This window comes from Bacillus cereus group sp. BfR-BA-01524 (genome assembly GCF_022662595.1).
In the GTDB taxonomy this organism is placed as follows: domain Bacteria; phylum Bacillota; class Bacilli; order Bacillales; family Bacillaceae_G; genus Bacillus_A; species Bacillus_A thuringiensis_S.
Window position 1 is genome coordinate 1 of sequence record NZ_JAKUDW010000007.1, and the last position, 12790, is coordinate 12790.

Here is a 12790-nt window from a genome sequence, read left to right on the forward strand (position 1 = left end):
CTGGGACTTGTTCTTCTCCCACGTTCGTTTTTTTCTTTCGTAAAAGACGATTTACAAGGAAGAAGACGATTATACAAAATAGTGCATATCCTACAATTGTAATTGAGGACATCTCATCTCCCCCTTACTTATGAATACGAACTGACACATTCATTCCAGGAACAATATTTACTGATTTACTATGATCTAAAGAAATTTTAACTGGTACAACTTGCTTTACTTTCGTATAGTTCGCTGTTGCATTACTTGATGGTAACATTGAGAATGTATTTGCTGTTGTTAATCCAACTTGTTCTACTTTCCCTGTTAACGTTGTATCTGGGTATGCATCTACATATACATCTACTGTTTGACCTTTTTGAACATCATCAATCACTGTTTCTTCAATGTTTGCTGTTACCCATAAATTGTTCATATCGAATGCGTAAGCAATCGGGCTACCAGCTCCAACGAAAGCATTTGTTGTTGCGTTTGATTGTACAACCGTTGCATTTTGTGGAATTGTTACATCTACTGTTTGTTCTCCATTAGCTGCCGCTACAGTAACAGCACCTAATTTATCGTTCTCATTATAATTTTTTCCTACTTCAGCTTTCCAGTCAGTTAGTTTACCTGCTACTGGCGAAGCAACCGGAATTACCTTTCCATCAATCTTTGCATTGTCTGTTTTTAAGTAATTTTCCGTTTGGTTGTAATAGTAATAACCGCCAATACCGCCGCCAACTAGTACAATTAATGTGATAATGTTGATAATTACCATTCTTCGAAACTGATTCATTGCATTCCTCTCCTTATATCGCATATAATTTTTTTCTAAACTATTTATGTCCTTATTGTTTAGATTGTTTAATTGTTAATTATATTAACCTTTTAACAAAAAAATCACACCATCTGCAGCGTAAATCGAAACTTATCTACCTGCGAGCGGTGCTGATTTCTGAAGGACTATCGTTTATAATTATAAATAATTATTTTGAATCTACAACCGACAATTTACGTATGAAATGTTGCTTAAACAACAATATAATACCAATATGTTGTTTAAGTATAGAAAATTAAACGAGGAGAAGTAAAATGTCTATTAAAAATACAAATGATCCACGTGTAAAGCGAACGAGACAACTCATTCAGGATGCTTTTGTCGCTTTAGTAGGCGAAAAAGGCTTTGAAAATGTAACTGTGCAACATATCGCAGAACGCGCTCCTGTAAATCGCGCTACATTTTATAGCCATTACCATGATAAATATGACCTATTAGACAAAAGTATTGAAGAAATGTTAGAGAAGCTAGCAGAAGTAATTAAACCGAAAAATAGAAATAAAGAAGATTTTCAACTTACATTCGATTCACCTCATCCTACATTTTTGGCTTTATTCGAACATATCGCAGAAAACGTGAACTTCTATAACGTTATGCTTGGGGATAAGGCTGCCGGAAACTATTCTTATAAAATGATGAAAACGATACAAGTGCATTTAACATTAAGCTTGTCTATTTCACAACCAGATGACGAAGATCTTATGGTTCCTCGTGATATTTTGATTAGTTATGTGACAGGGGCTCACATCGGAATGATTATGTCATGGTTAAAAAGAGGAATGATATATACCCCGCATTTTATGGCGATGCAATTAACTCGTTTAATTATTTTAGGCGCCCATACTGCAGCGGGATTAGAGCGACCTTTTTAAAACAAAAAAAGCGAAGGAAAATCTCCTTCGCTTTTTCTATTAATTAAATGTAATGTTATGTACAGCATCCTTATCAAGACGTTTAATAACTTCTACAATTAACTTTACTGCATTTTCATAATCATCACGGTGTAACATTGCTGCATGTGAATGGATATAGCGCGTTGCAATTGTAATTGCCATAGAAGGAATACCGTTTACAGCAATGTGAATCGCACCCGCATCAGTTCCCCCGCCGGCTACTGAATCATATTGATACGGGATTTGTAATTCATCAGCAACATCAACTACGAAATCACGTAAACCTGTATGTCCAATAACAGAAGCATCATATAAAATGATTTGTGGTCCATCGCCCATTTTACTTTGCGCTTCTTTTGACGTTACACCCGGTGTATCTCCAGCGATACCAACATCTACTGCGAACGCGATATCTGGTTTAATATAATTCGCAGATGTTTTTGCGCCACGAAGACCAACTTCTTCTTGTACAGTTCCAACGCCGTATACAACGTTTGGATGCTTTTCATCTTTTAATTGTTTTAATACGTCAATTGCAATTGCACAACCGATTCGGTTATCCCATGCTTTTGCGAGCAACATTTTTTCATTCTTCATCACTTGGAATTCAAAATAAGGTACAACTTGATCTCCTGGTCGTACGCCCCACTCCATCGCTTCTTCTTGGCTAGAAGCACCAATATCGATGAACATGTCTTTAATTTCAACTGGCTTTTTACGTGCTTCTGGAGGTAAAATGTGCGGTGGTTTTGAACCAATTACACCTGTTACATCTCCTTTACGCGTTACAATCGTCACGCGCTGTGCAAGCATAACTTGTGACCACCAGCCACCAACCGTTTGGAAACGAAGGAAACCTTTGTCATCAATTTGCGTAATCATAAAGCCAACTTCATCTAAATGACCTGCAACCATAATTTTTGGGCCGTTTTCTTCCCCTACTTTTTTCGCAACTAAGCTTCCTAAATTATCAGTAGAAAGTTCGTCCGCAAACGGCTCAATATATTTCTTCATTACTTCACGTGGCTCACGTTCATTACCAGCAATACCACGTGCATCCGTTAATTCTTTTAGCATTGTCAATGTCGCGTCTAATTTTGTCATTGCCAACACCCTCCTTTTTCTTCAGTCAATTCATTATACAATAATTAAATTGAAATATTCAAAAATTAAATTAGTATCCTTGTGTTTGACGCTGATGATTAACTTCATTTTTATCTAAATATGCTTTTTCAATCTCTTCTTGCTCAAATTCAAGTGCTTGTCCAAGTCGAAGATAGCTCGTAAATAATTCAATATAGTTTGTAATAGATGGTTGATCTGTAAAACGAATTACTTTCGCATATGTGTCTAAGAAAATTTCCACTTGTGTTTTATTCGTTTGTGCACATTTATAGAATAGGAAGTTTTTATCAATACCTAAATCAATTCCGATTGATAAAATAAAATGCAAACCATCTACGTATTCTTCTAATATTACTTCACGTTCCGAAGCTGGTTTGTTGCTCCAATATTTAAAACAACGTGTTTCATTTGCAAGTTCTCCAATTTCTACAAGAAGAGCTAACATTTTTTCTTTTAACAATTTTTTCGGTTGTAAGTCATGTTCTTTTGCAATACGGTCATCTAATTCTTTTTGTAATTTAAATAGTTGTAGTAAGTCCATTCTATTGTCCTCCTCCAACATCGCATGTTACGCAACAATGTTGTTTCATCTCAAAGTTCATTATTATGTTTCAGTTCTTATGAATAAGTCAGCTATCTACCTCTTTATAAAATAGCTTGTCCTTAATTTGCAAATACGTTTCAGTCATCACTCTTAAATTGTTCATCTGATGAAAGTTCCATATCATCTTTCCATTATAGCAGTGTCGTTTCGGCTAGGAAAGATACTCTTCTTTCCAAACGTGCATAATTAAAAAAAGCCAGGAGGATTCTCCTGACTTCATATATATATTCTTCTATATCACTATAGTTTTTATATTGATTTTGTCATATCGATAACAACACATCCGTTAGTCTTTAGAACTTCAAACTTCTCTCTGAATACAAACAAAAAACCTTAGAAGAAAATTCTTCTAAGGTTTCAACTAATTAATTAGTTAATGTTGTTTTTTGCAACTGTTGCTAATTCAGCGAAAGCTTTTTCGTCATGAACAGCTAAGTCAGCAAGCATCTTGCGGTTAACTTCGATGCCAGCATTTTTTAAACCGTGCATTAAGCGGCTGTAAGAAAGACCATTCATACGAGCTGCTGCGTTGATACGTGTGATCCATAATTTACGGAAGTCACGTTTCTTTTGACGACGGTCACGGAATGCATACATTAGAGATTTCATAACCTGTTGGTTAGCAACCTTGAATAATGTATTTTTTGAACCGTAGTAACCTTTTGCTAATTTTATAACTTTTTTACGACGTTGACGAGTAACTGTACCACCTTTTACTCTTGGCATAATATTACCTCCTAATTGTTCTATATATCAGCCGAACTTATTTTAAGTTGTCAAGCATTTGACGAATGCGTTTGAAGTCACCAGCGCTTACTACACCAGCTTTACGTAGTTTACGTTTAGCTTTTGTAGATTTGTTAGCGAATAAATGGCTTGTGTATGCGTGAGAACGTTTCAGTTTACCTGATCCAGTCTTTTTGAAACGCTTTGCAGCGCCGCGATGAGTTTTTTGTTTAGGCATAGGTATTTCCTCCTCTATCTATTACTTATCGTTTTTCGGTGCTAAAACTAAGAACATACTGCGTCCTTCCATTTTAGGCTTAGATTCAACTGTACTAACTTCAGCACAAGCTTCTGAGAAGCGATCTAAAACACGTTGACCGATTTCTTTATGAGTAATGGCACGTCCTTTAAAGCGAATTGACGCTTTAACCTTGTCGCCTTTCTCTAAAAACTTGATAGCATTACGAAGTTTTGTGTTAAAGTCGTGTTCATCAATTGTTGGACTTAAACGAACTTCTTTCATGCTAATTACTTTTTGATTTTTGCGCTGCTCTTTTTCTTTCTTCTGTTGCTCAAAGCGGAATTTACCGTAGTCCATAATGCGGCATACTGGCGGTTTCGCATTTGGAGCAACTAATACTAAATCAAGATTAAGATTTGCAGCTAAGTCTAAAGCGTCATTACGAGACTTGATTCCAAGTTGATCGCCATTTGCGCCAACTAAACGTACTTCACGTGCACGAATTTGCTCGTTAATCATCATATCCTTGCTAATAGTAAGCCACCTCCAAGGTTTTCTCAGAACATATTTTGTAGTCATAGAACCCGACAAAAAAAGTGCGGGCATACGACACCCACACTTGTAAAATCTTAAGTAAGAAATACATTTACCTGCTAACTGCGAATGCGTCCATCAGGTGAGAAGCGGGTGCTTCTACTTGTTCCACAAAACAATATTCTATTATCCTTGATGAGTTTATCATAGGACATGACGTCTGTCAAGAAGACGCGATGTATTTTACTAACAACAAGAAATATTGTAACAAACAACTAACATACTTGCAATACTTTTTTATGATAAGTGTTACATGGTTATTTTTTCTAATTCTCCTCAAGTATATTACATAAAAAAGCCGCGGTATACCGCGGCTTTTTCTTATCGTTTTCCTTCTACTTTAATCATGTCAACAAAAGCATCTAATGCGATTGTTTCTGATTTTTGTTCACCATATTTACGTACGTTTACGCCGTTTTCAGTGACTTCATTGTCACCTACTACAAGCATGTACGGAATTTTTTGCATTTGTGCTTCACGGATTTTGTAACCAATCTTCTCTTCACGAGTGTCTAATTCAACACGGATACCCGCACGACGCAATTCGTCTTGTACTTTCTTCGCATAGTCTAAATGTACTTGCGGAGAAACTGGAATTACTTGTACTTGAACTGGAGCTAACCAAGTTGGGAATGCACCTTTGTATTCTTCAATTAAGAAGGCTACGAAGCGTTCCATAGTTGATACAACACCACGGTGAATTACAACTGGACGATGTTGCTTACCGTCTTCGCCAACATAAGTTAATTCAAAGCGTTCTGGAAGTAAGAAGTCTAATTGTACAGTTGAAAGTGTTTCGTCTTTTCCAAGAGCAGTACGGACTTGAACATCAAGTTTTGGACCGTAGAATGCCGCTTCACCTTCAGCTTCATAGTAATCAAGACCCATTTCATCCATAGCTTCTTTTAACATACCTTGTGCTTTTTCCCACATCTCATCATCCGCATAATACTTTTTAGTATCTGCTGGGTCGCGATAAGATAGACGGAATGAGTAGTTCTCTAAGCCGAAATCTTTGTACACTTCTAGCGTTAAGTTTACAACACGTTTTAACTCTTCTTTAATTTGATCTGGACGAACGAAAATGTGCGCATCGTTTAAAGTCATTCCGCGTACACGTTGTAATCCAGATAACGCACCTGACATTTCATAACGGTGCATTGTTCCAAGTTCCGCAATACGGATTGGTAATTCACGGTAGCTGTGAATATCATTTTTATAAACCATCATATGGTGAGGACAGTTCATTGGACGAAGAACTAATTCTTCATTATCCATTTCCATTGATGGGAACATGCCATCACGGTAGTGATTCCAGTGACCAGAAGTTTCATATAACTCTCTACTTCCTAATACTGGAGTGTATACGTGATCATAGCCTAAGCTTGCTTCTTTATCAACGATGTAACGCTCGATAATACGACGAATTGTTGCACCCTTTGGTAACCAAAGTGGTAAACCTTGTCCTACTTTTTGGCTATTAGTAAATAGTTTTAATTCTTTACCTAATTTACGGTGATCGCGCTCTTTCGCTTCTTCAAGCATACGTAAGTGCTCATCTAATTCTGCTTTCTTAACGAATGCAGTACCGTAAATACGTTGTAACATTTTATTATTGCTATCGCCGCGCCAGTAAGCACCTGCAACGCTTAATAATTTAAACACTTTAATTTTCCCTGTAGATGGAAGGTGAACACCACGGCAAAGGTCGAAGAATTCGCCTTGCTCATAGATTGAAATAACTGCATCCTCTGGAAGATCGTTAATTAAATCTAATTTTAACTCATCACCAATTTCTTCAAAGCGACGAAGTGCTTCTGCACGTGGTACTTCGTGACGAACGATTTCTAAGTTCTCGTTCACGATTTTTTGCATTTCTTTTTCGATTTTCTTGAAGTCTTCAACTGTAATTGCTTCTTCCATATCAATATCGTAGTAGAAGCCATTTTCGATTACTGGACCAATACCAAGTTCAAGCTTAACATCTTTATATAAACGTTTTAACGCTTGTGCTAATAGGTGGGCTGTTGAATGGCGTAAAATGTATAAGCCATCTTCAGAATCTAATGTAATAATAGAAACTGCTCCATCTTCTTCGATTGGTGTAACAAGATCAATCATCTCATCGTTTAATTTTCCAGCCACAGCTTTTTTCTTTAAGCCTGGGCTAATAGAAGCTGCGATTTCTTCAGTTGTTACGCCTTTTGGAAACTCCTTCACAGCTCCATCAGGGAAAGTAATTTTAACTACATCTGCCATCACTGGTCACTCCTCTTTTTCTCAAAATAAAAAACACTCATCCCGTAAAAAGGGACGAGTGTTGAATTCGTGGTTCCACCCTTGTTCCAATTAACATAATCGTTAATTGCTCAAGTTCAACATAACGGTGTTGTCCGTTAGCAATTACTAAAAGAATCGTTCACTGCTAAAGTTTAGAGGTGGTAAGTAATAATCCCGTAATAGGAAGCTCACACCCTAAGGCTTCCCTCTCTGAAAATCGTAGAAAACTACTCATGTCCTCATCATGACATTTCGATATATTTCATTTATGTAGGTAATTATATGCTCAAAAACTTAGAAAATCAAGGGCGTTACCTTTATTTTTTAAATTTTTCACATTGCGCTCAAAATCGTGTAATCCATGTAATTGGACCCGTTCTTGAAACACATTTCGCAAAGTAATAATCATATTATGGTCTTGTTCTTTCGTATATAAATAAATCTTTTTGGGCGAAATAGAAAGAAGCGGCGCAATTACTTTCGTATCAATATATACATCATTTTGTTTTAATAATTCCTCATCTATATATTGGACCAACTTCTCCTGTTTTAAACGTCTACCTTTATCATCATAAAAGATAAAGCTTTCATCAAAAATAAGATGCACACAGGACAAGCGTGATTTACGGCTACTTACTTGTTGCCGAAGCGTCTCAATGAACATTTGGTATTCTTGCTCCATCTTATATTCATCAATTGCCACTTCCGCAAGTTTAGCCACCATTTCCCTATATGTACGAAGACGAAAACGGATATATGATGAAAACGAGAATGAGAGCGGATCACAAAGCCAATTATTTAAAGAAGACTTAATATATGACTCAAATGCGTTACGCGTTAAATCCTGAGCTACCCCTTTTCTTCTTCCCTTTAAAATCTCATGTGCCATGTGCAATATTTGATGACACTCTTCTTGTTCTTCATAAAAAAACTTTTCTTTTAAGATCGTATAAATCCACTCATTTTGTTTCACATTCACAATAAAATACACCATTACCGGCAATAAGATCTTTTCAATATAATTCGATTCACGTACTGGTATGTGAATCACCACTTTTTGTTCCTGTAAATACACACTCGTTTCCTTATATAATACTTCCGCTCTTTTCAGCAATTGTCTATATACGTGCATAGCATCATTTTTTTCTTCGAAGCAAATTTCAATCACTTTTGTCCCCCCTTTTATCCCTGCTCTAAAGGACTGTATCTATACGTTACAAATCCTATAAGAGTCCTTTCCGCGTGAAGTTCACTCTTAGTAGAATTACATTTCCTATCGTTAGAAAATCCACTCAATATGGCTTGCTAATTTTATATATATTAAGGGAGGGAGAAAAAAATGATACAAGCTACTATGAATTTTTTTATTGTATACTTTACTTATTACTAAAGGGAGGTATCTGAATGTTTGAATATAAATTCGTAAAAGTCGAATTTCATTGGGGGCTCACTCGCTCAAAACTAGCTGAAGACTACCAAGAAATTATTCAAGAACATGCTAGAGATGACTGGAGGTTCGTACAGATTGTTGCCCCTACGATTGGCAGTTCTGGACAACCTGAATATTTCGATCTCATATTTGAAAAGAAAATATCACTATAATACAAAAGAGCAAGCTTCTCAGCTTGCTCTTTTACTTATGACGACGGTTTTTCCCACCAATTGGAATTGGTTTCGCTAAATATTTAATTCGTTCCATAATACGTGCTGCCTTCATTTCTTCAGCCTCACCACGTTGTGTATACGTTAAATGATGTTCCAATTGTTTAAAATCAAAATTAGACGTAAAGAACGTCGGTAAGTTTTCTAACATACGGAATTGCAAGATTGCACCAAGCACATCGTCACGCACAAAGCTCGACATCGCTTCTGCCCCGATATCATCTAACATTAAAACTTGTACGCGTTTAACCGCATCAATCTTTTCGCCAATCGAATTATCTTGAATCGAACTTTTAATTTCACGTAAAAATTCCGGGAAGTATACGAGCATCGAACTTATTTTCTTTCGAGCAAGCTCGTTCGCAATTGCTCCTAAAAGGTACGTTTTCCCTACACCAAATTTACCGTACAAATATAAACCTTGTGCTTTTTTTCCTGGTTCATATGTACTTAAAAATTCATTCGCTGCACCAATCGCATCGATACGTGCATTTAAATCAGAAGGGTCTAAGTTTTCCATAGTTGCCTGTAAAATATCCGTTGGCATATATACACTTTGAACGAGTTTTTCATATTTCTTTCTCTCGTCATATGCTACTTTTCTAACGCAGCGATCGTATTGAATATCAATCATTTTCCCTTGAATAACAAGCTTTGGCTCATACCCTTGCAGCATATTTTTACATGCACCCAAATCCGGACAATCTACGCAACCTACACTTTGTCCAATATATTCATATAACTTCACAAGACTGCGCTCAATCATAGAAGTCGTTACTTCACCTTTATGTTCGTCTATAAATTCTTTCACACGCGGATGCGCCATTACTTCTGCCTTTAATACTTCATATCTATTTTTAAAGTTTTCATTTTCCATTAATTTTGTAAATGAATTTTGAATATGCTCCATTTTCTCACCTCAAAGAGCGTTCATTCTCTTCTATTAATCACGCTTATATTTTTTTAACACTTCTTCTAATCGTTTTCGTTCATCTTCTAGCGTACTTGCATCTTTTTCTACACTTACATCTTTCTTCGCTGTTTCTTTCTCTTGTTCTTTCGGCTCTTCTTCCTTAAGCCAATCTGGGACCATTTCTTTTCGTACCGTTTTCTTCGCCGTACGGCCTTTTTTCTTCGTCTCAGCCCACTCTTGATATTGACGATTCTCTTCTTTCGCTAACGCCATCGCGTCCGCTACTGTGCCGACCTTTTTACGTGCCCAATGCCCAGCAATCTTCTCGACATACGTTTTCGCAAGTTTCATATCTGAGCGTAGCATAACGTAATAAATAAGTACATTCACAACTCCTGGTGTCAATTTTTGATTAATCATGACATCTTCAACGATTTGCAAGTCCGCTTTCGTTGCCTCTGCACCACCAGAAATCTCTTTCAATAGTTGTTTTGGCGAGATTTCCTCTAGCTGTTTTATTAGCATCTCCTCTTGTGATGAAGGCTCTTTCTCTTTCATCGTACGTGCAGCATGAGGCTGTACTCTTTCACTTAGTACCGGTAATGCTTGACCATTTTCAAATTGATACCAATCGCGCGCTCCTTTTCTAAGCCTTTCCATATCAATGGTTTGCATCTCTGTCACCGCACCAAGAACGATATTTTGCATCGATAACACATCTACACCATACACGTAAGCAAGTGTTATAACGCAGTCTCTTACTTGATCTGTAATCGCCTTTTTAGGAACAAGAGCGGACAATCCATCTACAAATAAAGAGAAATCAAAGAAATCATTCCAAACTTTCGGAGCGTCTCCCTTCTCGTTACTTGGCATAGTTGTCGTTTTTGGAATACGAAGGTCTTCTTGCGCATGCTCAAGCTGTCCTGGATTAAACGAACCAAACACATCATTGAAAGAGCGCGTAACATTTTCATAAGAAGCAAAATCAAATTCTTCTTCTAAGAAATATTGCTTTACTTGATTATATTTTGTCCGACTCAATCGATTGTATAAAAAGATACTTAAAACAATATCATCAAAAAATTGCTTCGGAGATAAAGGTGGTTGCAATTCATATATGAACATTCGAATATCTTTTTCTTTCTTAATATATACCTTCAAAAGCCCCATTGCCTCTAACTTTACTCGTTCCTCATATATTTCAGGAAGTTGCATTTGCATAGTCACCATAAGGGAATGATGTGTATTCTCTTTTCCAAATACACGATCTTGCTCTAGCTCCCCCCATAGTGTCATGTATAAGCTAAAAGCTCTACTACCTATTAACGGCTGATACAACATCGTTAATACTTTTCGGTCGTAATTATGCAGTAGCCCTTTCGCACTTACTTTATAACGATCAATCGGCAATAGCTCCATCCATGATTGTTTTTCCATTCTTGCTTTTCCTTTCTCTCATCCAATCTATCCTCTACTTCATTCGCTCTATCTTCATTATATAAATTCTTAGTGAAAAAGAGCTATTAGCTTACGCTTCTAGCTCTTTTATCCTATTACTTACGGTATGTAAAGAGAATAAAATACAACTTCTACTCTCTTTCTTTTTGCAGTATATCTTTTAATTCTTCAATAAATACATTTAAATCTTTAAATTGACGATATACAGAAGCAAAGCGTACGTAAGCAACATCATCAATATCGCGAAGTTCTTCCATAACAATTTCACCAATCATATCACTTTTCACTTCTGATATACCTAAATTACGCAGTTCACGTTCCACGCTTTGTGTTACTTCTTCTAATTGTCTTAAAGATACTGGTCTTTTTTCACACGCTTTAATTAAACCGCGTAAAATCTTTTCTTTATTAAACTCTTCTCTTGTGCCTTCTTTTTTAACAACGATAAGAGGTGACTCTTCTACCCTTTCAAAGGTCGTAAAGCGACTTAAACAACTTTCACACTCTCTTCTTCTTCGAATAGAGCGCCCCTCGTCTACCGGACGCGAATCTAACACTCTTGTACCATTATGAGAACAGGATGGACAACGCAATTCATTCACTCCTTTACACTATACTCTTTATTTTTCTCTACTCAATTCACCTAAAATATATATACAATATTATATAACTCATTCTAACTCTCTTACCACTTTAAGTTTCAGCGCATCACTTTATCATCTCATACTTAAAAATAAGATGGTATATAGGGCACTACCTCATTTGCAAGAGTCCAATTTATTCAACTAACAAGTACGTTATATTTTCCCTTTTTTATAAACTAAAAAAGAGGTGCATTATACACCTCTTTACATTTTAAATCAATTATGTTCTTTTTTAAAGAGCTTTTGTTTCTCTCTGCTTAATTTCGAAGCTACCAGTGCCTCGAGGAAGCTCGATGCTCTCACGCGTTTTCGCGTTTAAACCTTCTGCAATATATTCTGCAGCAACATTTGGATCAATACGATCCCCACAAGTATAAACATCAATACTTGCGTAACCGTGCTCCGGAAAGCTATGAATTGTTAAATGTGATTCTGAGATAATTACTACTCCACTTACACCTTGTGGTGCAAATTTATGGAAAGCAACCTCACGCACTTCAGCACCAGCTCTTAGTGCTGCATCCACAAATAATTGTTCAATATACGGCATGTCATTAAGCTTGTCGAAATCGCAATCCCAAAGTTCAGCGATCACGTGACGACCCATCGTATCCATAGTATCCATTCTACAGTTCCCCCTTGTAAATTTATTCTAACTGTTCGAATTGAAAACTAATTTGCAATTTGGCTTGCTCCACTACCACGGGGGAAAGTTAGTCCAGAGAGGTCCTAACCCTTTAAGTAGTGACTACGTACCTCAGCTCTTAAGTTTACGAGTGTTAGTATACTTTGTTTATTTTCATTTTGCAACAACAGTTTTTTCGATT

The 12790-nt window shown here is 36.6% G+C and carries 14 protein-coding genes and 2 other annotated features; of the genes, 2 read left to right on the forward strand and 12 right to left on the reverse strand.

The genetic code is table 11. The features are described 5' to 3' along the window. Positions 1-124: 124 nt before the first annotated feature. Positions 125-778: an HlyD family secretion protein gene (locus tag MR170_RS03545; protein WP_016080108.1), complete on the reverse strand. Its 654-nt coding sequence runs from the start codon at positions 776-778 to the stop codon at positions 125-127. Positions 779-1074: 296 nt separating this feature from the next. Here MR170_RS03545 and MR170_RS03550 point away from each other — a divergent pair, with 296 nt between their 5' ends. Further along, complete coding sequence (locus MR170_RS03550; protein ID WP_000023661.1) at positions 1075-1692, forward strand: TetR/AcrR family transcriptional regulator; 618 nt, start codon at positions 1075-1077, stop codon at positions 1690-1692. Between the two features lie 39 nt (positions 1693-1731). Here the strand turns inward: MR170_RS03550 and MR170_RS03555 are convergent, their stop codons facing one another. The 7 genes from MR170_RS03555 to ytxC form a co-directional block, all read right to left on the reverse strand. Beyond that, a complete protein-coding gene (locus MR170_RS03555; RefSeq protein ID WP_000163554.1) occupies positions 1732-2817 on the reverse strand; it encodes a M42 family metallopeptidase in 1086 nt (361 codons plus the stop codon). A 70-nt stretch (positions 2818-2887) separates the two neighbouring features. Further along, entirely contained in the window at positions 2888-3379 is a 492-nt protein-coding gene (locus MR170_RS03560) for a dUTP diphosphatase (RefSeq protein WP_000365050.1), read from the reverse strand. A 432-nt stretch (positions 3380-3811) separates the two neighbouring features. Beyond that, on the reverse strand, positions 3812-4168 hold the full coding sequence (gene rplT, locus MR170_RS03565) for a 50S ribosomal protein L20 (protein WP_001138362.1): 357 nt from the start codon (positions 4166-4168) through the stop codon (positions 3812-3814). A 37-nt stretch (positions 4169-4205) separates the two neighbouring features. Then, positions 4206-4406, reverse strand: coding sequence for a 50S ribosomal protein L35 (gene rpmI / locus MR170_RS03570; RefSeq protein WP_001125945.1), 201 nt, complete (start codon positions 4404-4406; stop codon positions 4206-4208). Between the two features lie 21 nt (positions 4407-4427). Further along, positions 4428-4931, reverse strand: a complete 504-nt coding sequence (gene infC, locus MR170_RS03575; protein WP_000973215.1) for a translation initiation factor IF-3 — start codon at positions 4929-4931, stop codon at positions 4428-4430. Positions 4932-4993: 62 nt separating this feature from the next. Continuing rightward, positions 4994-5114 (reverse strand) — a sequence feature (ribosomal protein L20 leader region). Positions 5115-5324: 210 nt separating this feature from the next. After that, a complete protein-coding gene (thrS, locus tag MR170_RS03580; RefSeq protein ID WP_000786077.1) occupies positions 5325-7262 on the reverse strand; it encodes a threonine--tRNA ligase in 1938 nt (645 codons plus the stop codon). A 47-nt stretch (positions 7263-7309) separates the two neighbouring features. Next, positions 7310-7538 (reverse strand) — a binding site (T-box leader). A gap of 31 nt (positions 7539-7569) precedes the next feature. Then, positions 7570-8451: a putative sporulation protein YtxC gene (ytxC, locus tag MR170_RS03585; protein ID WP_000569629.1), complete on the reverse strand. Its 882-nt coding sequence runs from the start codon at positions 8449-8451 to the stop codon at positions 7570-7572. Between the two features lie 236 nt (positions 8452-8687). On the opposite strand from ytxC, the gene MR170_RS03590 reads away from it, so the two are divergent. Then, complete coding sequence (locus tag MR170_RS03590) at positions 8688-8885, forward strand: DUF4177 domain-containing protein (RefSeq protein ID WP_000464454.1); 198 nt, start codon at positions 8688-8690, stop codon at positions 8883-8885. A gap of 31 nt (positions 8886-8916) precedes the next feature. On the opposite strand, the gene dnaI is transcribed toward MR170_RS03590, so the two are convergent. From dnaI to speD, 4 genes are all read right to left on the reverse strand, one after another. Next, positions 8917-9855: a primosomal protein DnaI gene (dnaI, locus tag MR170_RS03595; protein WP_000400120.1), complete on the reverse strand. Its 939-nt coding sequence runs from the start codon at positions 9853-9855 to the stop codon at positions 8917-8919. Positions 9856-9888: 33 nt separating this feature from the next. Continuing rightward, positions 9889-11298: a replication initiation and membrane attachment family protein gene (locus MR170_RS03600; protein ID WP_242307245.1), complete on the reverse strand. Its 1410-nt coding sequence runs from the start codon at positions 11296-11298 to the stop codon at positions 9889-9891. A gap of 152 nt (positions 11299-11450) precedes the next feature. Next, complete coding sequence (gene nrdR, locus MR170_RS03605) at positions 11451-11912, reverse strand: transcriptional regulator NrdR (RefSeq protein ID WP_001203687.1); 462 nt, start codon at positions 11910-11912, stop codon at positions 11451-11453. 283 nt (positions 11913-12195) lie between these two features. Further along, positions 12196-12579 (reverse strand): adenosylmethionine decarboxylase, encoded by a 384-nt coding sequence (gene speD, locus MR170_RS03610; RefSeq protein WP_002003660.1) that lies wholly within the window; start codon positions 12577-12579, stop codon positions 12196-12198. Positions 12580-12790 lie beyond the last annotated feature (211 nt).